Source organism: Pantoea sp. GABEPS69 (genome assembly GCF_045780835.1).
GTDB classification, from domain to species: domain Bacteria; phylum Pseudomonadota; class Gammaproteobacteria; order Enterobacterales; family Enterobacteriaceae; genus Pantoea; species Pantoea septica.
In genome coordinates this window covers 192,744-214,063 of record NZ_CP118618.1, presented here as the reverse complement: position 1 = coordinate 214,063, position 21,320 = coordinate 192,744, and the positions used below count along the sequence as shown (strand labels likewise).

The 21,320-nt window shown below is 59.9% G+C and carries 15 protein-coding genes and 2 pseudogenes; 11 read left to right on the top strand and 6 right to left on the bottom strand.

All coding sequences use genetic code 11. From position 1 onward, the window contains the following. Positions 1 to 331 precede the first annotated feature (331 nt). The 4 genes and pseudogenes from iolD (at position 332) to PVE98_RS00950 (ending at position 5,370) form a co-directional block, all read left to right on the top strand. A pseudogene (gene iolD, locus PVE98_RS00965) lies at positions 332 to 2,271 on the top strand (3D-(3,5/4)-trihydroxycyclohexane-1,2-dione acylhydrolase (decyclizing)). A 58-nt stretch (positions 2,272 to 2,329) separates the two neighbouring features. Further along, the gene (locus PVE98_RS00960; RefSeq protein ID WP_096072194.1) at positions 2,330 to 3,346 is read left to right on the top strand and encodes a Gfo/Idh/MocA family oxidoreductase; all 1,017 of its coding nucleotides are present in this window, start codon (positions 2,330 to 2,332) and stop codon (positions 3,344 to 3,346) included. Between the two features lie 57 nt (positions 3,347 to 3,403). After that, entirely contained in the window at positions 3,404 to 4,300 is an 897-nt protein-coding gene (iolE, locus tag PVE98_RS00955; RefSeq protein WP_096072195.1) for a myo-inosose-2 dehydratase, read from the top strand. Positions 4,301 to 4,530: 230 nt separating this feature from the next. Then, positions 4,531 to 5,370, top strand: a complete 840-nt coding sequence (locus tag PVE98_RS00950; RefSeq protein WP_033753250.1) for a MurR/RpiR family transcriptional regulator — start codon at positions 4,531 to 4,533, stop codon at positions 5,368 to 5,370. Positions 5,371 to 5,438: 68 nt separating this feature from the next. Here the strand turns inward: PVE98_RS00950 and iolB are convergent, their stop codons facing one another. After that, complete coding sequence (iolB, locus tag PVE98_RS00945) at positions 5,439 to 6,254, bottom strand: 5-deoxy-glucuronate isomerase (protein WP_033753253.1); 816 nt, start codon at positions 6,252 to 6,254, stop codon at positions 5,439 to 5,441. An 83-nt stretch (positions 6,255 to 6,337) separates the two neighbouring features. Then, complete coding sequence (locus PVE98_RS00940; RefSeq protein ID WP_033753257.1) at positions 6,338 to 7,843, bottom strand: CoA-acylating methylmalonate-semialdehyde dehydrogenase; 1,506 nt, start codon at positions 7,841 to 7,843, stop codon at positions 6,338 to 6,340. Positions 7,844 to 8,245: 402 nt separating this feature from the next. Here PVE98_RS00940 and PVE98_RS00935 point away from each other — a divergent pair, with 402 nt between their 5' ends. Further along, positions 8,246 to 9,061 (top strand): TIM barrel protein, encoded by an 816-nt coding sequence (locus PVE98_RS00935; RefSeq protein ID WP_096072196.1) that lies wholly within the window; start codon positions 8,246 to 8,248, stop codon positions 9,059 to 9,061. A gap of 91 nt (positions 9,062 to 9,152) precedes the next feature. Here PVE98_RS00935 and PVE98_RS00930 read toward each other — a convergent pair whose 3' ends face one another. After that, positions 9,153 to 10,370, bottom strand: coding sequence for an MFS transporter (locus PVE98_RS00930; RefSeq protein ID WP_033753261.1), 1,218 nt, complete (start codon positions 10,368 to 10,370; stop codon positions 9,153 to 9,155). A 320-nt stretch (positions 10,371 to 10,690) separates the two neighbouring features. Here PVE98_RS00930 and PVE98_RS00925 point away from each other — a divergent pair, with 320 nt between their 5' ends. Continuing rightward, entirely contained in the window at positions 10,691 to 11,737 is a 1,047-nt protein-coding gene (locus tag PVE98_RS00925) for an AI-2E family transporter (protein ID WP_033753264.1), read from the top strand. Here the strand turns inward: PVE98_RS00925 and PVE98_RS00920 are convergent. Continuing rightward, a complete protein-coding gene (locus PVE98_RS00920; protein WP_096072197.1) occupies positions 11,734 to 12,417 on the bottom strand; it encodes a FadR/GntR family transcriptional regulator in 684 nt (227 codons plus the stop codon). The two genes, PVE98_RS00925 and PVE98_RS00920, sit on opposite strands and share 4 nt — an antisense overlap. Before the next feature lie 167 nt (positions 12,418 to 12,584). On the opposite strand from PVE98_RS00920, the gene uxuA reads away from it, so the two are divergent. Further along, positions 12,585 to 13,769, top strand: a complete 1,185-nt coding sequence (gene uxuA, locus PVE98_RS00915) for a mannonate dehydratase (protein ID WP_033753270.1) — start codon at positions 12,585 to 12,587, stop codon at positions 13,767 to 13,769. Positions 13,770 to 13,817: 48 nt separating this feature from the next. On the opposite strand, the gene PVE98_RS00910 is transcribed toward uxuA, so the two are convergent. After that, positions 13,818 to 14,765 (bottom strand): ABC transporter substrate-binding protein, encoded by a 948-nt coding sequence (locus PVE98_RS00910; protein ID WP_096072198.1) that lies wholly within the window; start codon positions 14,763 to 14,765, stop codon positions 13,818 to 13,820. 9 nt (positions 14,766 to 14,774) lie between these two features. Beyond that, positions 14,775 to 15,539, bottom strand: coding sequence for a class II aldolase/adducin family protein (locus tag PVE98_RS00905; RefSeq protein ID WP_033753275.1), 765 nt, complete (start codon positions 15,537 to 15,539; stop codon positions 14,775 to 14,777). A gap of 236 nt (positions 15,540 to 15,775) precedes the next feature. Between PVE98_RS00905 and PVE98_RS00900 the strand changes: the two genes are divergently transcribed. The 4 genes and pseudogenes from PVE98_RS00900 (at position 15,776) to hemB (ending at position 21,282) form a co-directional block, all read left to right on the top strand. Continuing rightward, complete coding sequence (locus tag PVE98_RS00900; RefSeq protein ID WP_096072199.1) at positions 15,776 to 17,380, top strand: EAL domain-containing protein; 1,605 nt, start codon at positions 15,776 to 15,778, stop codon at positions 17,378 to 17,380. Continuing rightward, positions 17,358 to 18,312 (top strand): annotated as a pseudogene (locus PVE98_RS00895) (D-2-hydroxyacid dehydrogenase family protein). Before PVE98_RS00900 ends, PVE98_RS00895 begins: the two are co-directional and overlap by 23 nt. 372 nt (positions 18,313 to 18,684) lie before the next feature. Next, complete coding sequence (gene proP, locus PVE98_RS00890) at positions 18,685 to 20,190, top strand: glycine betaine/L-proline transporter ProP (protein ID WP_033753283.1); 1,506 nt, start codon at positions 18,685 to 18,687, stop codon at positions 20,188 to 20,190. 114 nt (positions 20,191 to 20,304) lie between these two features. After that, the gene (gene hemB / locus PVE98_RS00885; protein ID WP_048783308.1) at positions 20,305 to 21,282 is read left to right on the top strand and encodes a porphobilinogen synthase; all 978 of its coding nucleotides are present in this window, start codon (positions 20,305 to 20,307) and stop codon (positions 21,280 to 21,282) included. Positions 21,283 to 21,320: the final 38 nt, after the last annotated feature.

Genomic DNA, 21,320 nt, shown 5'->3' with positions numbered 1-21,320 from the left:
TTTACGCTGTTTCGCCGCGTTTCAGGACTACGTGGCCTTTAGCGCCAGATACCCCGACCTGCATGGAACCAGCTGAAATAGAATGAAATTATCCATATCCCCCGCTTTTATCGCTTCTTGTTTCACCTGGCCTGCTCCAGCATGCCCTGAATAACGCGTTTCGCGGTTAAATTTGATCTCAATCGCAAAATGAAATGTTTCTTCTGTAATCGTATTTTATGAAAAATATATTTGTTTATAATCGCTTCACGTTTCAGTTACCTGCGGTCGCTTTTGCGATACGCCACGTCGCTGACCTGCTACCAGGTTGCAGCATGTAAAGGAAAAGTATATGGCCACGATCAGAATGACTACCGCTCAGGCGCTGGTTAAGTTTCTTGATAATCAATACATTAATGTCGACGGCGTGGAAACGAAGTTCGTAAAAGGCCTCTTCGCCATCTTCGGTCACGGCAACGTGCTGGGGCTGGGGCAGGCGCTGGAGCAGGATAGCGGCGATCTGATCGTTTATCAGGGCCGCAATGAACAGGGCATGGCGCACGCCGCGATGGGCTTCGCTAAACAGTCTCTGCGCCGTCAGATCATCGCCTGCAGTTCGTCGGTCGGGCCAGGCGCCGCTAATATGATCACTGCAGCGGCCACCGCCACCGCCAACCGCATTCCTTTACTGCTGCTGCCGGGCGACGTCTTCGCGACGCGTCAGCCCGATCCGGTGCTGCAGCAGATTGAGCAGAGCCACGATCTTAGCATCAGCACCAACGACGCCTTCCGCGCCGTCAGCAAATACTGGGATCGCATCAGCCGTCCTGAACAGCTGATGACTGCCTGCATCAACGCGCTGCGCGTGCTGACCGATCCCGCCGAAACCGGCGCGGTGACCCTCGCGCTGCCGCAGGACGTGCAGAGCGAAGCCTGGGATTTCCCGGACTACTTCTTTCAGAAACGCGTACACCGCCTCGATCGTCGCCTGCCGACCGCCGCGCAGCTTAACGACGCGCTGGCGCTGATCGGCCGCAAGCGCAAGCCGATGATCGTGCTGGGCGGCGGCGTGAAATATTCCGAAGCGGGCGAGGCGCTGCGCCAGTTCGCCGAACGCTATCAGATCCCCTTCGCCGAAACCCAGGCGGGCAAAGGCACTATCGTCTCCGATCATCCGCTCAACGTCGGCGGCGTGGGCGAAACCGGCTGCCTGGCCGCCAACCTGCTGGCAAAAGAGGCGGACCTGGTGATTGGCGTCGGCACGCGCTACACCGACTTCACCACCGCATCGAAATGGATCTTCCAGCATCCTGAGGTCAGTTTCCTGAACGTCAACGTCAGCAACTTCGACAGCTACAAGCTCGACGGCGTGCAGTTGCTGGCGGACGCGCGCGAGGCGCTTGTCGCGCTAGAGGCGGGCTGGCGGATAAAAACTACCGCAACGACTGGGGCGATCAGATCGCCCAGGCGCAGAGCAAACTGCTGAAAGAGACGCAGCGCGTCTATCAGGTGGAATACAGCGGCGATGGCTTTATCCCGGAAATTGCCGACCATCTCGATCGCGACGCGGTGTTCGCCGAATTCAATCGCCTGACCCAGTCGGTGCTCACCCAGAGCCGCGTGCTCGGCACGCTAAACGAGCAGCTCCCAAAGGATGCAGTGATTGTCGCGGCAGCGGGCAGTTTGCCGGGCGATCTGCAGCGCGTCTGGCGCACCCGCGACTACAACTCGTACCACGTTGAGTACGGCTATTCCTGCATGGGGTATGAGGTCAACGCCGCGCTGGGCGCGAAGCTGGCGCAGCCGCATCGCGAGGTCTACGCGCTGCTGGGCGACGGCTCTTTTATGATGCTGCACTCCGAACTGGTCACCTCGATTCAGGAGCGCGCCAAGATCAACGTGGTGCTGTTCGACAATATGACCAACGGCTGCATCAACAACCTGCAGATGGAGCACGGCATGGACAGCTTCAGCACCGAGTTCCGCTTCCGCAACCCGGAAGGCGGCAAGCTGGACGGCGGCTTCGTGCCGGTGGACTTCGCCGCCATCGCGGCGGGCTACGGCTGCAAAACTTATCGCGTGACGACGCTGGAGCAGCTTGCTGAGGCGCTGGAAGATGCGCAGAAGCAGAGCGTTTCCACGCTTATCGACATCAAGGTGCTGCCGAAAACCATGGTGCACAAATATTTCAGCTGGTGGCACGTCGGCGTGGCGCAGGCTTCCACCTCCGAACGCACGCAGGCGGTGGCGGAGAAGCTTAATGCCCACCTCGACCAGGCGCGCAAATACTAATATTCCGGCCGGAACATCCGGCCCTTTATTCCTCGCTATGAACCCTACAGGTGTAATTATGACTTTGAAACTTGGCGTTATCGGTGCCGGCGCAATCGGCCAGGAACATATTCGTCGCTGCAATAATGTCCTGCAGGGGGCAAAAGTGGTGGCGGTATCGGATATCAACGTCGACGGCGCGCGCGCCGCGCTGCAGCGCCTGAATATCGAGGCGGAGGTCTACGCCGACGGCCATCAGGTCATCAAATCGCCGGAAGTCGACGCGATTCTGGTGACCTCCTGGGATCCGACCCATGAAGAATTTACGCTGGCAGCCATCGCCGCCGGTAAACCGGTGTTCTGCGAAAAGCCGCTGGCGCTGAGCGCGGAAGGCTGCCGTCGCGTAGTGGACGCAGAGATCCAGCACGGCAAGCGTCTGGTGCAGGTCGGCTTTATGCGTCCGTATGACGCAGGCTATCGCGCGCTGAAAAAAGTCATCGCCGACGGCGGCATCGGCGAGCCGCTGATGCTGCACTGCGCGCACCGCAACCCGTCGGTGCCGGAGAGCTATACCACCGATATGGCGATCACCAATACGCTGATCCACGAGCTGGACGTGCTGCGCTGGCTGACCAACGACGACTATAAAAGCGTGCAGGTGGTCTTCCCGCGCGTGACGTCGAAATCGCATGCGCGCCTGAAGGATCCGCAAATCGTGCTGTTCGAAACGCAAAAAGGGGTGCGCATCGACGTGGAGATCTTCGTTAACTGCGCCTACGGCTACGACATCCAGTGCGAAGTCATCGGCGAAACCGGCATCGCGAAGCTGCCGGAGCCTGCCTCGGTGCAGCTGCGCAGCGAAGCCAAACTCTCCACCACCATCCTGACCGACTGGAAAGATCGTTTTATCGAGGCGTACGACGTTGAACTGCAGGCCTTTATCAACGACGTGAAGGCGGGCGAACTGACCGGCCCGTCCGCCTGGGACGGCTTCGCCGCCTCGGTGGCCGCCGACGCCTGCCTGAAAGCGCAGCAGAGCGGCGCCATCGAGCCGGTGGAAATGCCGCCGCGCCCCGCCTTCTACGATAAGAAATAAACGTTTCCCTTTCCTTGCGGGCGGCTGCGGCCGCCCTGACCCGTCAGGACTAAACAGATGAACAAAGAGAATGTAAAACTGGCCATCGCGCCGATTGGCTGGACCAACGACGATATGCCGGAGCTGGGCAAAGAGAACACTTTTCAGCAGACGGTGAGCGAGATGGCGCTGGCGGGCTTTACCGGCAGCGAGGTCGGCAGCAAATATCCGCGCGATCCGGCGGTTTTAAAGCCGATGCTCGACATTCGCGGCATCGAAATTTGCAACGCCTGGTTCAGCACCTTTTTCGCCAACGGCGAGAAAGCGAAAACCATCGACGAATTCGTTAACCACATGAATTTTTTGTACGCCATGGGTGCGCGCGTTATCGGCTGTTCCGAGCAGAGCAAAAGCATCCAGGGCACTACGCTGCCGGTGCTGGAGCAAAAGCCGATCTTCACTGACGAAGAGTGGCGCCTGACGGCCGAAGGCTATAACGAACTGGCGGAGATCGCCGCGGCGAAAGGGATGCGCGTGACGCTGCACCATCATATGGGCACCGGCATTCAGACCGTGGAAGAGATCGACCGCTTTATGGCGCTGACCAATGATAATGTCGGGCTGCTCTACGATACCGGGCATATCTACTATTCCGAAGGCTCGCAGCAGGCGATGCTCGACGTGCTGCAGAAATATCTGCCGCGTATTTTTCACGTTCATCTGAAAGATGTCCGCGACGAGATTGTCGCCGAAGTACGCGACAACCATCTCTGCTTCCTCGACGGCGTGAAGAAAGGCACCTTCACCGTGCCGGGCGACGGCGTTATCGACTTTAAGCCGGTGTTTAAGATGCTGGATGATTACGGCTATAAGGGCTGGATGGTGGTGGAAGCCGAGCAGGATCCGGCACTGGCCAATCCGTTTGAATATGCGGTGAAAGCGCGCAAATATATTCGCGAGCACGCCGGGCTGTAACGCCGTTCATCGGACCGCCCTGCGCGCTTCGGTGCCGCGCAGAGTGGTCCGTTCCGCTTTTTCGTCTGCTTTTCACCGCTATTCCCACCACATTCCCTGCATTATGTGAGGTAATTCATAAACCGATGAAATAAACCCCGCTGTGGGCGCAAACAAATGAAATTTTCCATCCATCTGGTACTATAGCGCTCATTATCCAGCCATATTTCTTTTTTTGACGGGCCGAAGTAATGACCAATAACCCTACTCAACTCTCCCTGTTACAGGATGATATTCGTCGCCGCTACGAAACGCTGAGCAAGCGCCTGAAGCAGGTGGCTCGTTATATTCTCGATAACAGCAACAGTATCGCTTTCGATACGGTGGCCTCTATCGCCGCGCAGGCTGACGTGCCGCCGTCGACGCTGATTCGCTTCGCCAACGCGTTCGGCTTTAGCGGCTTCAACGAAATGAAACAGGTTTTTCGTCAGCACCTGATGGAAGAGACGGTCAACTATACCGAGCGCGCGCGCCTGTTCCGCCAGACCGCCACCGACGACGCCGCCACCTCGCCAGAAAGCCCGGCGGAGATCCTGAATGTCTTCACTATGGTCAACAGCCAGGCGTTGCAGCAGCTGGCGATGCAGGTCAATCCTGACCAGCTTAACAAAGCGGTGCAGCTGCTGAACGAAGCGGAGAATATCTATGTCATCGGCCTGCGCCGCTCGTTTAGCGTCGCCTCCTATCTGGTCTATGCGCTGCGCCATCTTGAACGTCGCGCTTTCCTGATCGACGGTCTGGGCGGCATGTTCACCGAGCAGCTCAGCCTGGTAAACCCAAAAGATGTGGTTATCGCCATCAGCTACTCTCCGTACGCGCGCGAAGCGGTAGAGCTGGTGGAGATGGGCGCGAAGCGCGGCGCGCATCAAATCGCCATTACCGACAGCCAGGTCAGCCCGCTGGCGGCCTTCAGCGACGTCTGCTTTGTAGTGCGCGAAGCGCAGGTGGACGGGTTCCGTTCGCAGGTCGCCTCGCTCTGCCTGGCGCAGACGCTGGCGGTGTCGCTGGCGTTGAATAACGCCAGCGCGTAAATCCAGTTTGTAGCATTAAAAAGGGCAACTCCAGAGTTGCCCTTTTTTATTTCTGAATGCAGCCGCTGCTAGCCGCGCGGATAGCTATCGCTGTTTACCCAGGCGTGATCTTTCTCCCAGGTGAATTTCCACAGCCGCACCGGGCCGGCCATCACGTTCAGATAGTAGTTGTTGTAGCCGGCAATGGTCGCCACCGGATGGTAGCCGCGCGGCACGGTCACCACGTCGCGGTTATAGGGCGCCATACACTCATCGAGCGAGCGATCGTCGGTGTAGACGCGCTGCATGGCGAAACCCTGCTCGGGCTCGAAACGGTGATAGTAGGTCTCTTCCAGATAGGTTTCGTTTTCGCTGTTTTCTTCGTCGTGCTTATGGCTCGGATAAGAGCTGGTATCGCCTTCGTTGGTATAGACCTCCACCACCAGCAGGCTATCGGCCGGTTTGTCGTCCGGCAGAATATTGTGCACCAGACGCTGATTGCGTCCCTTGCCGCGCTGCTCGACGCCGACATCCGCTGGCGCAATCAGGCGCGCCGGCAAGTTGCCCCGGCCAGGGGCGTTGCAGACCGCCAGCTCCAGATCGCTGTCGGCGACGATTTCCACCTCGTCGTCGTGCGGCACATACACCGAATAAGGCGGCACGCGCTCGAAGGGCGACATGCGCTTGCCAATGCCGGGAAATTCAGCATGGCGCGTTTTCACCGAGGCAAGCCCCGCTACCAGCACTAGGCAAAGCTCTTTATCGCCGCTGCTTAACCGCAGCGTGTCGCCTTTTTTCAACAGATAGGCGTCAAAACCGACATAGCGCCATCCCGCGCTTTCCGGGGTGACGTGCTGGATGCGGCCGCTGGCGTCCGGCTGCTGCGCTTTTGCAAGAAAAGACATCCCACTCTCCTTTTTCAATCTGCAAACAAGCCGCTACAGGCGCGTCGCCGCAGGCCTGTAGCGGTAATAATGCCGTTATGGGTTTAGCTCAGGGTCGGCATGCTGAATTCCGAGACCGTCTGCTGGCCGCTCGGCCAGCGCGCCGTGGCGGTTTTCATGCGGGTATAGAAGCGCACGCCGTCCGGCCCGTGCACGTTGAGCGCGCCGAACACTGAACGCTTCCAGCCGCCGAAGCTATGGAACGCCATCGGCACCGGCACCGGTACGTTGACGCCGACCATGCCCGCTTCCACATCCTGCACGAACTCGCGCGCGGTATTGCCGTTGCTGGTGAAAATGGCGCTGCCGTTGCCGAACTCATGGCTGTTGACCAACTGCAGCGCGCTGGCGTAGTCCGGCGCGCGCATAATGCTCAGCACCGGCCCGAAAATCTCTTCGCGCCAGATCGTCATCTCCGGCGTCACGTTGTCGAACAGCGTGCCGCCGACGTAATAACCTTCCGCATGGCCCGGCACCTGGAAGTTGCGGCCGTCGACCACCAGCTTCGCGCCCTCTTGCTCGCCCTTATCGATATAGCCCAGCACCTTTTTCTGATGCGCAGCGGAGACGACCGGCCCCATCTCATTCTCTTCCGCGCCCTGCTTGATGCCAGGCCCGACGCGCAGCGCGTTGATCAGCGGCGTCAGGCGCGCAATCAGTTTGTCGGCGGTGTCGTCGCCGACCGCGACCACGACCGGCAGCGCCATGCAGCGTTCGCCGGCCGAGCCGAACGCGCCGCCCATAATGGCGTTTACCGTCGCATCAAGATCGGCGTCCGGCATGACGATAGCGTGGTTTTTCGCCGCGCCGAACGCCTGCACGCGTTTACCATGGGCGCTCGCGGTTTTGTAGATATGCTCGGCGACGCCGGACGAGCCGACGAAGCTTACCGCCGCGATGCGCGGATCTTTATAAAGCTGCTCAGCGTCTTCGTTAGAGGAGTGCACCACGTTGAACACGCCGTCCGGCAGACCCGCCTCTTTCAGCAGTTCGGCCATACGCACCGCCGCCGAAGGATCGAGCGCGGGTGGCTTAAGCACGAAAGTGTTGCCGCAGGCCAGCGCGATGGGGAACATCCACAGCGGCACCATCGCCGGGAAGTTAAACGGCGTAATGCCCGCCACCACGCCGACCGGCTGCATCAGCGAGTAGCTGTCGACGCCGGTGCCGACGTTGGCGGAATATTCGCCTTTGATCAGATGAGGAATGCCGCAGGCGAACTCCACCACTTCCAGCCCGCGCGTTAGCTCGCCCTGCGCGTCCGACCACACCTTGCCGTGTTCGGACACAATCAGTTCGGCCAGTTCGTCGCGATGCTGCTCCATCAGCGCCTTGAAGTTAAACAGGACGCGGGCGCGGCGCAGCGGCGAGGTTTTCGACCAGGCGGGAAAGGCCTCATGCGCGACTTTAATCGCCTCGGCGACTTCCGCGCCGGTGCTCTGGGTAAGCTCGCGCGCTACTTTTCCGGTCGCCGGGTCATAGACAGGGATGGTTTCGTTGCTGGCGCTGTAGGTAATCTGACCGCCAATGAAGTTTCCTGTAATGTTCATTTCATAGCCTCTTAAGATGTGTGAGTTCCCTGCAGAGCCTTAGCGTGACGCCACGCTGTCTGACCAGGCAAAACCGAAAGCATGCTATGAAGCTATTACAGTGAAATAAATTTTTCAAATAAAAGTTTTTGAAAAATTCCCTTTTAGCGGCGTGGATCGCATTTTTCCCGCTGGCGTTAAAAACCGCGCGCTGTAAGGGCGCAGAGTGCATGTTGCTATGCCGATCAAGCGCGATTTACCGTTAATCCCCAGGGACGAAAGCGGCACGGCAGAGACGGAAAATGAAATTAATGCGAGGCAGATCTCAACCTTTAAATTTCATAATTCACTATTTATGAAATAAATGTTCTCTTTGCCCTCAGCTTATTCCCTTATCTCTTGCATCGCTACAGGAGCCGCAGCATGGCCATCGATCCGACCCGTTTCTGTATTAACCGTAAAATTGCGCCCAACCTCTCATTAGAAGCCTTTTTCCAGCTGGTTCAGCGCCTGGGCCTGAACAAGGTGGAGCTGCGTAACGACATGCCGAGCGGAAAGGTGTGCGACGACCTGAGCGCGGAGCAGACGCGCGAGCTGATAGCGAAATACAATATCGACGTAGTGACTATTAACGCGCTCTATCCCTTTAACCGCATCGATGAGACGCTGCTGGCCAAAGCCGACGCGCTGCTGCGCGACGCGCAGGCGATCGGCGCCAGAGCGCTGGTGATGTGCCCGCTGAACGAAGGCGTCGAAATTACGCCAGAGGAGACGCTGGCAGCGCTGCGCACGCTGGCGCCGCGCTTTGCGCAGCATGGCGTACAGGGGCTGGTCGAGCCGCTGGGCTTTCCGGTCAGCTCGCTGCGCTCGGCAGTGCAGGCACAGCAGCTGATCCGCGACGCGCAGGCACCGTTTAAACTGGTGATAGACACTTTCCACCACCATCTGTATGAGCATGCCGAGCAGGAGTTTCCGGCGGAAATCGACGTCGAGATGATTGGCCTGGTGCACCTTTCAGGCGTGGAAGACAGGCGCGCCACGGCCGAACTCACCGATGAAGAGCGCATTATGCTGAGCGACCGCGACGTGCTGAACAGCGTGGCGCAGGTGAAGCGGCTGGAGATGCTCGGCTATAAAGGCGTTTACGCCTTCGAGCCCTTCTCGTCCGAGCTTAACGGCTGGACCCCAACTGAGATTGAGCGCCAGATCCGTCACAGCATCGCGCTGCTGCAGGCCTGACTCTCGCGCGGCGGGCTCCTCGTTCGCTGCGTCGCCCTACCCTTATCTGTGTCTTGCGACACTTTTTTGGCCTCGGTCGGAGGCCGCTTTTTTACCCTTCCTTCGCCTCTTCCGCCGCCATTGGCAGCCGACGCGCCAGCCGCAGCGTGCAGAACAGCCCCAGACAGACCAGCAGCGCCGTCAGCAGATAGACCAGCGGCACGCCTGCAAAGCTCATGATAAAGCCCGCGATCGGACCGGTGATCCCCAGCGCTAAATCCATAAAGGCGGTGTAGGTCGCCAGCGCGCTGCCCTGATTCGCCTGCGGCACCGCTTTCACCGCCACCACGCCAAGCGCCGGAAAGACCAGCGAAAAGCCGGCGCCGGTCAGCAGCGCGCCGGTTTTCGCCATCCAGGGCTCGAACGCGCCCGCCACCAGAAACAAACCGACCGCCTCTACCGCCAGGCAGGCAGCCGCGACGCGCAGCCCGCCGAAGCGGTTAATCGCGTTGGGAAAAAGCAGCCGCGCGCCGACAAAGGCGGCGCTAAACAGCGTCAGCGCGAAGGCTGCGCCGTCCCAGCCTTTCGCCTGATAGAAGAGCGTAATAAAGGTGGCGATGACGCCGAACCCCGCCGATCCCATCGCCAGAATCAGACCGAAGCCGTAAATCTTGCCGAGCACGTCGCGAAACGGCAGCGGCCGCGCGCGGCTGCCCTTTACCGCCGGACGCGGCAGCGCCAGCGCTATCGCCAGCGCGCAGATGGCGATAATCACCACAGAGAGCAGCAGCAGCCCGCCCTGCCGATAGATAATGACGCCAAGCGGCGCGCCCAGCGCCATCGCGCCATAGGTGCAGATGCCGTTCCACGAGATGACGCGGCCGATATGCAGCGAGCCGACCCGCGCCACGCCCCATAGCGAGGTGCCGGTACCGGTAAAACTCTGACCGATCCCGAGAATTACGCGTCCTGTGCAGAGCAGCGCCAGGCTGGCGACAGGCGAAGCGGCAAGCCAGGTCGCCAGCAGATAGCAGAGGCCGCTGAGCAGCACGCCCGCCAGCCCCAGCACCACGATGCGCTTCGGTCCCCAGATATCGGCGTAGCGCCCGGCATGCGGACGGCTCAGCAGCGTCGCCACATATTGCAGGCTGATCACGACGCCCGCCCAGAAGGCGCTGTAGCCGAGCTGGTCATGCACCAGACCCGGCAGCACCGCCAGCTGCAGGCCGATGGTGAGGTAACTGGCGAAGTTGTAGATCACGATAGAGATAATCAGCAGGGTTAAGCCGATACCCTTATGAGCCGGTTCCGCTGCAGGTTGATCAGGCATGAAAAAGTGCGCTCGTGGTTGACTGAATTTACTCTACAGCTTGCCACCATAAGCGGAATATTTCGAGCCGCCGCCGCATGCGGGAGGCAGTTTTAGTCATCGGCTGTCATTGACGCTCCTGAGTTTTCAGCTGCGCGTCACCGCTCTTACGCGGAGATCATCAACATCGGCGGGCTTGCCGCCGTCAGAGAAGCGATCGGCAACGACATCCTGACCACGGTGAAAAAGTCTGATTATCGCTGCGCTTTCATAGAAGAATCAGGCGTTTAATTACCGTTCAGCTACACTACTCTCTGCGGTCTGGCTTTTCAGGAGAGGGAATGAGCGAACTACAGCAGGAAAAAATTGGGCAAAATATTCTGACTAAGCTGGCGATGCTGGTGATTATTCTCGCCGGGATCCGCGCCGCCTCGGATATTATGGTGCCCTTCTTACTGGCCGCCTTTTTCGCCATCGTGCTCAATCCTATCGTCACCTTCCTGATGCGGCGCGGCTGGCGGCGCGGGCTGGCGATCACGGTGGTGATTACGGTGATATTTATCGTGATTTTGCTGCTGGTGGCGGTGCTGGCCAGTTCGGTGAGCGAATTCTCTGATATCTACCCGCAGCTGCGCGCCACTCTGGAACAGAAGATGAGCGTAGTGCAGCACCTGGCGTCAGGTATCGGCATTCACGTTTCCACTAATACGCTGGTGCAGCGCTTCGATCCCAATATGCTGATGTCGTTCGCCACCGTCGCGCTGACGCAGTTCTCCGGCATGATGAGCAATTTCGTGCTGCTGATCCTGACCGTGGTCTTTATGCTGTTCGAAGTGCATCACCTGCCCTACAAGATGCGTAACGCCCTGACCAATCCGCAGATCCGTATTGCCGGGCTGCACCGGGCGCTGAAAGGCGTGACGCACTATCTGGCGCTGAAGACGCTGATCAGCCTGATTACCGGCGTGTCGGTATGGGGCTGCCTGTTTCTGCTCGATATCAAATTCGCGCTGCTGTGGGGCGTGGTGGCGTTTATTCTTAACTACATTCCCAATATCGGCCCGATTATCGCCGGCGTGCCGCCGGTGCTGCAGGCGCTGCTGCTCAACAGCCCCTACGACGCGATGCTGGTGGCGGCGCTGTTTACCGCGATTCATATGGTGTTCGGCAATATGCTGGAGCCGCGCGTGATGGGGCGCGGCCTGGGGCTCTCAACGCTGGTGGTGTTTCTGTCGCTGATTTTCTGGGGCTGGCTGCTCGGCCCGGTCGGTATGCTGCTCTCGGTGCCGCTGACCAGCATTACTAAAATCCTGATGGAGACCACGCCTGGCGGCAGCCGACTGGCGATTATGCTCGGCGCCGGCCGCCCTAAACGGCATAAAATCTAGCCCAGCAGCCGCCGCTTCACCTGCGCCAGATGGCTCTCCATCGCGGCGCGCGCGGCAGCGGCGTCGCCTGCGTAGATAGCCGCGGCGATCTGCTGATGGTCGCGGTTCATCTCATCGGTAAAGGCGTTGTCGGCAAAATGACGCTCCAGCCGCCGGAAGCGCGCGCTGTCGCGCTTGTTCCAGAGAAATTCCATCATCTCGCGCAGCACCTCGTTACCGCTCATTTCGCCAATCAGCAGATGAAAGCCTTTGTCCTGCTCGAGAAATTCCGCGTCGTTGGCGCGGTAGCGCAGCAGCGTATCGGCCAGCGCGCGCAGCTGTTCGCGCTGCGTCGGGCTGCCGTGGCGCGCCGCCATCTCCGCCAGCATGCCCTCGAAAGCGAGACGCGCCTGTAACAGATCTTCCAGGCTGTAATCCGCCTCCGTCGCAGGCGTGCTGGCCGACGGCAGCGGCTGCATCACGAAGACGCCGTTGCCGGTGCGAATATCCACCCAGCCGGTCATCTCCAGCGCAATCAGCGCCTCACGCACCGAGGAGCGGCTGACCCCCAGCTGCTTCGCCAGCTCGCGTTCCGGCGGCAGCGCCGCGCCTGGGGCAAACTCGCCGCGTTGAATGCTTTCCACGATCGCGTTGGCGATCTGACGATAAAGACGTTCCGTTTTTAGCACTGGCAGCGCCATATTTTTTCTCCTGTCAGCAGCGGTGCAGCGTAGCACAGGCCGCGCCCCCTTTCCGACAGACGCAATTTACTGCGCTGCGATCGCGATCACGGCCTTTCCCGTCAGGCTAGCATACTCTTGGCCCAGCGGCCTGACCACTGGGCCAAATTTGCGGCTAAGGAGTAAAAATGGAACATACATGGCGCTGGTATGGCCCCAACGATCCGGTTTCGTTAGACGATGCGCGCCAGGCGGGCGCGACCGGCATTGTGACCGCGTTGCACCATATCCCCAACGGCGATGTCTGGCCGGTGGAGGAGATTAAAGCGCGTCAGGCGCTGCTGGCGGAAAAAAATCTGGTCTGGTCGGTGGTAGAAAGCATTCCGGTGCACGAGGCGATCAAAACGCAGCGCGGAGACTATCAGCGCTATATCGCCAACTATCAGCAGTCGATACGCAATCTGGCGGCCTGCGGCGTCGAAACGGTGTGCTACAACTTTATGCCGGTGCTCGACTGGACACGCACCGATCTCGCCTGGACGCTGCCGGACGGCGCTAAAGCGCTGCGCTTCGACGCTGACGCCTTCGCCGCCTTCGAGCTGCATATCTTGCAGCGCCCCGGCGCGCAGCAGGATTATTCAGCGGCAGAGCAAGAGACGGCCGCGCGCTGCTTCGCCGCCATGAGCGACGAGGATAAGGCGCTGTTGACGCGCAATATTATCGCCGGCCTGCCGGGCGCGGAAGAGGGTTATACGCTGGATCAGTTCCGCGCGCAGCTGGCGCAGTACGACGGCATCGACAAAGCGACGCTGCGCGAGCATATGGCGGTCTTTCTGCGCGCCATCGTGCCGGTCGCCGAAGAGGTCGGCATCAAGCTGGCGGTGCATCCGGACGATCCGCCGCGCCCGATCCTCGGCCTGCCGCGCATTATCTCCACGGAAGAGGATATGCAGTGGCTGAAGGAGACGGTAGACAGCCTGCACAACGGCTTCTGCTTCTGCACCGGCTCTTACGGCGTGCGCGCCGACAATAACCTGACGCAGATGGCGGCGCGGTTCGCGGATCGCATCAACTTTATCCACCTGCGCGCCACGCAGCGCGAAGCCAACCCCAACAGCTTTCACGAAGCCGCGCATCTGGCAGGCGATGTCGATATGGTGGGCGTGATCAGGGTCATTCTGGCGGAAGAGCAGCGCCGTCGGCGCGCGGGCGAGAAGCATGCGATCCCGATGCGTCCCGATCACGGTCATCAGATGCTCGACGACCTGCACAAGCGCACCAATCCGGGCTATTCGGCGATAGGTCGCCTGAAAGGACTGGCGGAGCTGCGCGGCGTCGAGCTGGCGCTGCGCCAGACGCTGTTTAACGATTAATACAGGGCAAAACAGGGCATGGGCGACATAGCGCAGCCTTTTGCCCTGTTACTGCGGAAACAGGCTCCGATCGGTGATCGCCGCCACATCCACCTTATTCGGCAGAATGTTCAGCTCGCTGAAGAGATCCGACACCTTCTGCACCTTTTCAATATCTTCAGGCGTGACGGCGCGAATTCCGTGAGAGATGCGTGCGGTGATCTTCTCCGCGTCGGCGGGCGGCAGGCGCGTCAGCTGCGCATATACCTGGTTGTACTCCTCTTTATGGGCCAGCGCCCAGGCGCGCGCTTTCGCCAGCCGCTGGGCGAAATCGGCGATAGCCGCGCGCTTGCCGGGATCGTCCAGCGACTGCTGGGTGGCGGTCACGAACGACAGCGCGGTGGTCAGCCCTTTGCCGTCGCGCAGCAGCCGCGCGCCGTGCTGCTCGGCGATGCCGAGATAGGGATCGAAGGTCGCCCAGGCACCAATCTGGCCGGAATTAAAGGCGGCGCTGGCGTCGGTCGGCAGCACAAAGCGCACCGGCACGCTGTCGCGCGGCACCTGTGCTTCGCCCAGCGCCTCATAGAGCAGATGCTGCGAGATGCTGCCGCGCGCCGAGGAGACCACGACCTCCTTGCCAGCCAGATCCTTTACGCTGCGCACCGGCGAATCAGCGGGCACGATCAGTCCGTTCGACCCGGCGTCGCCGACGTTGGTGGCGATGATTTTCAGCGGCACGCCGCCGGACGCCGCCATCAGCACCGGCAGATCGCCCGCGTAAGAGGTATCGACCGCGCCGGCGCGCTGCGCTTCGAACAACGGCGCCGCGCCCTGAAAGTTAGCCCAGCGATAGCGCCAGGGCGCATCCTTTAGCACGCCGGAGGCCTCCACCAGCGAACGCAGATTGCGCGCCTGGTCGCCCAGCACCAGCGTGACCGCGCTGAGATCGGGCGCCGCCTGCGCCATGGCGCTGGCGCTCAGCAGCAGCGCCGCCGCAAATGCTTTAAGTCTGTTCATGGCGGCTCCTTACAGGGCGTTGCGGTTGAGCTGGCGAATATAGGCATCCCAGTGCAGCTGATACTTTTTGTTGCGGATGCTGTTATCAAACGCCTGCGCCGCCTTTTCCGACACCGCGTCCGGCAGAATAATCAGCTCCGCGCCGCCCGACTGCGCGGCCAGCTGCGCCTGGCAGGCGCGTTCGAGATAATAGAGGTTATAAAAGGCCTCTTCGATGCTGCCGCCAGCGGTCAGCAGACCGTGATTGCGCAGGATCAGTGCGTTCAGGCTGCCGAGATCCTCGACGATGCGCTGCTGCTCGTCGAGATCCAGCGCGATCCCTTCGTAGTCGTGGTAGGCGACGCGATGGTGAAAACGCGTGCTGTGCTGCGAAATCATTAGCAGCCCGCCCTTTTGCGCCGACACGCCGATGCCCGCCGCCGTGTGGGTATGCAGCACCGCATGCGCATCCGGCCGGGCGCGATGAATGGCGCTGTGGATCACGAAGCCGGCCGGGTTGATCCCGAGCCCGGTAGGATCGTCGATGATATTGCCGTCGATATCGATCTTCACCAGGGTTTCCGGCTGGATTTCGTCAAACGTCTGGCCGTATGCGTTAATCAGGAAGTGCGGCCGATCGCCCGGCACGCGCAGCGAGAAATGGGTGTAGATATGGTCGGTCCAGCGCAGCTTCGCCGCCAGATGATAGGCCTGCGCCAGTCTGACGCGCGCCTGCCATTCCGCGTCGGAAATACGCTGTTGAAGAGAAGAAGATGCCAGGGTTGCCGTACTCATAGACGCCTCTTGTTATGCTGTTCAGTGTGGCGTCACTGTTACACAGCGTTTTCGCCGCAGGGAAATGCCAAAAGCGGCAAAACAATGTCAATAAATGCAAAGTGCGGTCGATACTTGATCTGTATCACCTGCCAGCCTGCGCAAAACGCTACCCTGCACGGCCTGAGGGCGTGCTATGCTGCGCTGATTAAATTCGCACCTCCTCACAGACGCTTTAACATTCAGAGGAATTAGCGGTGCCGCCGTTAAAACGAAAACGCGACTACGCAAGAATAATTATTATTTTGTCCGGGGTGCTTCCCTTGCTGCTTGGCATCCTGTTCACAGCTATCGACGCGCGGCACACCGTCCAGCAGCAGCAGATCAACGCTGCCAACACTCTGCTCTCGCAGGCGGAAAAAATGAGCGACAGCGCCTGGGATATGATCACCTGGCTACGTCGTTTTCACTACCAGCCCTGCAGCAAATTCGAAGACGAACTGCAGCGCGCCGGCAACCTCAACGCCTATTTCCGTGCTATCGGCAAGCTGGAAGGCGTGAAAATCACCTGCTCTTCGGCCTACGGCATGAACCCCGGATCGTTAAGCGACATGATGCTGCGTGCGCCGCCGGTGACCGGCAAGGCCTGGTGGAGCCTCTCTCTTGCCGGCACGGCTGGCGTCCCGCAGCGTCCGGCGGTAATTTTCGTGCGGCAGCTGGCGGATGATGAGGGCTTTTGGGCAATTATCGACGGCCAGTATCTGATGGACTTTATGAGCGCTATCGGCGAAACGCGCGGCTATCGGTTCAGCATGCGCTTTAACGACGGCGCGCCGATTTCCATCGGCAAGTCGACGCCGCCCCACGCCAGCCTGTTTAGCGCCCAGATTTATCAGGCGCAATCGCGCCGCTATCCCATCAGCGTAACCATTGAGACGCCCGGCGCGGAGATCATGCACGCCTGGCGCCAGGTGACCTTTATTTTCCTGCCGATGACGGCCATCCTCTCTATTCTGCTGATGGTGCTGACCGCCAACTGGCTGCAGCGTCGTATCTCCTGGCGCGATGAGATCCGCCGCGCCATTAATGCGCGTCGCTTTTCGGTCTGCTACCAGCCGGTTTATAACAATCACACGCAGACTTGTTCCGGTGCCGAAGCCTTGCTGCGCTGGACGCTGCCGAACGGCGACGCGGTTCGGCCCGATATCTTTATCACCGCCGCTGAAGCGGAGGGCATGATTGTGCCGCTGACGCGTCATCTGCTCGATTTGATCGCCGAAGATGTTCAGCAGTGGCAGGTCGAGCCAGGCTTTCATATTGGTATCAACGTCGCCGCAGATCATCTGCAACATCCGGACTTTGTGAAAGATATGCTTAACTTCGCCGATAAAATTAAGCGGACGTCGCTGCAAATTACCCTGGAACTGACCGAACGCAGCCTGATTAAAGACGGCGAAGATGTGGCGAGAAAACTCGATCGTCTGCGCGCCGACGGGATGAAGGTGGCGATCGATGATTTCGGCACCGGGCACTGCTCGCTCAGCTATCTGCAAACCTTCTCGCTGGACTACCTGAAAATCGATCGCGGCTTTATCAACGCCATCGAATCGCTGTCGGGCGAAACGCCGGTGCTGGATGCGATTATCGCCCTCAGCCATAAGCTGAAGTTGGAGGTGCTGGGCGAAGGCGTGGAGACCGAAATGCAGTATCTCTACCTGCGCCAGCGCGGCGTGACCTTTATTCAGGGCTACTATTATGCTTTGCCCCTAAATAACCGCGCGTTCATCGCCTGGCTCGCAGAGCATGCGCATCAGCCGATGCACACAGAGGACGCTGACGATGCTCAACTGCACCCTTCTTGACGACTACCAGAACGTCGCCCTGTCGCTGGCCGACTGGGCGTCGCTGCAGCCCGCTGTGCAAACCCGATCGCTCCATCAGCCTGTCGCCGACGACGACGCGCTGATCGCCGCGCTGGCCGACAGCGATATTATCGTGGCGATGCGCGAGCGTACTCCGCTCACCGCCGCCCGTCTGGCGCGCCTGCCGCGGCTGAAGCTTATTGTGACCTCGGGCATGCGCAATGCCGCCATCGATCTGGACGCCTGCCGCGCGCGCGGTATCGCGGTATGCGGCACCGAGAGCAGCAGCGCGCCGCCGCTGGAGTTGACCTGGGGTTTGCTGCTGGCGCTGGCGCGTCATATCGTGCCGGAGAATCAGGCGCTGCGCAGCGGCGGCCCCTGGCAGCAGCATCTCGGCATCGCACTGGAAGGCAAGACCCTGGGGCTGATCGGCCTGGGCAAAATCGGTGGCGGTATGGCGAAAGTGGCGCAGGCGTTCGGCATGCGGGTTTGTGCCTGGAGTCAGAACCTTACCGGCGAGCGCGCGGCAGCGTGCGGCGCGACGCTGATGCCGTCGCTTCCGGCGCTGCTGGCGGCGAGCGACATCGTGTCGCTTCATCTGGTGTTAAGCGCGCGCACGCGTCATCTGCTGGACGCCGCCGCGCTGGCGCAGATGAAGCCAGGCGCGCTGCTGGTTAACACCGCGCGCGGGGCTGGTGGATCAGCAGGCGATGATCGCCGCGCTGCGCACTGGCCAGCTGGCGGGCGCCGCGCTGGACGTGTTCGACGTCGAACCGCTGCCTGCCGATCATCCGCTGCGGCAGTTGCCGAACGTACTGGCGACGCCCCATCTCGGCTATGTCGCCGACAGCAACTACCGGCGCTATTTCACCCAGGCGGTCGAGGATATCGCCGCCTGGCTGCAGCACCAGCCGCTGCGATCGCTGCTTTAGCCCTGCCTTCTGACGAAACACAGGCGCATTAACCGAAGCGCGGCCGCGACCTTTTCTTTTCTTTGCGCTAAGCGCCGCAAAATTTTGTAAAAATCAGCGGCGTTAAGCCGCTTTTTAACGCCTTTTCAGGCGGCATTTCAATCTGCTATCGTCGGCAAAAAAGGCCGCTATCAGACCAAACATGACAAATATCAATGAAAAACGGTATACTCTGCCACTTGTCGCAATAATTTCAACACTAATTATTGCGCTTCGTAGCCAGTGGAAAATTCTGCCGAACGGCTATGCTTAAATTTTCTCAATGCCGCGGACTGCATCGTTCAACCGGTTCGCGACCTTGAGGACTTTCATGTGCTATTACAGGGTAAATCTATGAAATTACGTAGGAAGCGTGTCAAACCTATTGGGCTGGATGACGTCACGATTATCGATGACGCCCGCTTACGCAAAGCTATTACGGCCGCGTCGCTGGGCAACGCGATGGAGTGGTTTGATTTCGGCGTGTACGGCTTTGTCGCCTATGCGCTGGGTAAAGTCTTTTTCCCCGACGCGTCGCCAGGCGTGCAGATGATCGCCGCGCTCGGTACCTTCTCAGTTCCTTTCCTTATTCGCCCGCTGGGCGGTCTCTTCTTCGGTATGCTGGGCGATAAGTACGGCCGCCAGAAGATTCTCTCTATCACCATTGTGATTATGTCGATCAGTACCTTCTGTATCGGCCTGATCCCTTCCTACGCCTCGATTGGCATCTGGGCGCCGATTCTGCTGCTGCTCGCCAAGATGGCGCAGGGCTTCTCGGTGGGTGGCGAGTATACCGGCGCCTCGATCTTCGTCGCCGAATATTCGCCCGACCGCAAGCGCGGCTTTATGGGCAGCTGGCTCGACTTCGGCTCTATCGCCGGCTTCGTGCTCGGCGCGGGCATCGTGGTGCTGATCTCGGCGATTATCGGCGAAGCGAAATTTATGGAATGGGGCTGGCGCCTGCCGTTCTTCCTCGCGCTGCCGCTCGGCATTATCGGTCTCTACCTGCGCCACGCGCTGGAAGAGACGCCGGCCTTCCAGCAGCACGTTGAGAAGCTGGAGCAAGGCGACCGCGAAGGTCTGCGCGACGGCCCGAAAGTGTCGTTTAAAGAGATCGCCACTAAGCACTGGAAAAGCCTGCTTGCCTGTATCGGTCTGGTGATCGCCACTAACGTCACCTACTACATGCTGCTGACCTATATGCCGAGCTATCTGTCGCATAACCTGCACTACTCGGAAGATCACGGCGTACTGATCATCATCGCCATTATGCTCGGCATGCTGTTTGTACAGCCGGTAATGGGGATGCTCAGCGACCGCTTCGGCCGTCGTCCGTTCGTTATCATTGGCAGTATTGCCCTGCTGATCTTCGCCATTCCGGCCTTTATGCTGATCAACAGCGGCGTGCTGGGGCTGATTTTCGCCGGCTTGCTGCTGATGGCGGTGATCCTCAACGCCTTTACCGGCGTAATGGCGTCGTCGCTGCCGGCGATGTTCCCGACGCATATCCGCTACAGCGCGCTGGCGAGCGCCTTTAACATTTCGGTGCTGATTGCCGGTCTGACCCCAACCCTCGCCGCCTGGCTGGTGGAAACCACCAATAACCTTTATATGCCAGCCTACTACCTGATGGTGGTGGCGGTGATCGGTTTGATTACCGGCATCTATATGAAAGAGACGGCGAACAAACCGCTGCGCGGCGCGACGCCGGCCGCATCCGATCTCGACGAGGCGCGTGAAATCCTGCAGGAGCATCACGACAACATCGAGCAGAAGATCGAAGATATCGACGAGGAGATCGCTCGTCTTGAGGCGAAGCGTAAGAATCTGGTGCAGCAGCATCCCGACATCAACGAGTAATCCGTTTAAAGCCCGCCGCTCGGCGGGCTTTTTTTTACGCCGCACACAATCTTCATACTCGCGCGTTAAAAGGAGTAGACTAACGCTACTTTTTTCACCTGCGTAAGAATGAATATGTCTGACTTTTCTCTGATCCAGCGTCCAAGAAGGCTGCGTTCCAGCCCGGCGATGCGTGAACTCTTCCAGGAAACTTCCCTCAGCCTGAACGATCTGGCGCTGCCGATTTTCGTTGAGGAAGGCGTTGATGACTATAAAGCGATTGAAGCGATGCCGGGCGTGATGCGCATTCCGGAAAAGCGTCTCGCCTATGAAATCGAGCGCATCGCCAAAGCGGGCATCCGCTCGGTGATGACCTTCGGCATCTCGCACCATACCGACGCCACCGGCAGCGATGCCTGGAATGAAAATGGCCTTGTGGCGCGCATGTCGCGCATCTGCAAAGAGACGGTGCCGGAAATGATTGTCATGTCCGATACCTGCTTCTGCGAATACACCAGCCACGGCCACTGCGGCGTGCTGTGCGATCACGGCGTCGACAACGATGCGACCCTGATCAATCTCGGCAAACAGGCGGTAGTGGCGGCAGCAGCGGGCGCGGACTTTATCGCGCCGTCGGCGGCGATGGATGGCCAGGTCAAGGCGATCCGCCAGGCGCTGGACGCGGCGGGCTTTACCCAGACCGCCATTATGTCCTACTCCACCAAGTTCGCCTCGTCCTTCTACGGCCCGTTCCGTGAAGCAGCCGGCACCGCCCTGAAAGGCGATCGCAAAACCTATCAAATGAATCCGATGAACCGCCGCGAAGCGATTCGCGAGTCGCTGATCGACGCGGCCGAAGGCGCGGATTCGCTGATGGTGAAACCGGCCGGCGCCTACCTCGACGTGCTGCGCGAAATCCGCGATCGCACCGAGCTGCCGCTGGCGGCGTACCAGGTCAGCGGCGAGTACGCGATGATCAAATTCGCCGCTCAGGCAGGCGCGATCGACGAGCGTAACGTCGTGCTGGAAAGCCTGGGTGCGATTAAACGCGCTGGCGCCGATCTGATTTTCAGCTACTTCGCCCTCGATCTGGCAGAACAGAAAATCCTCTGATCGCCCAACATCCTGCCGCCGCAACGACGGCAGGATAG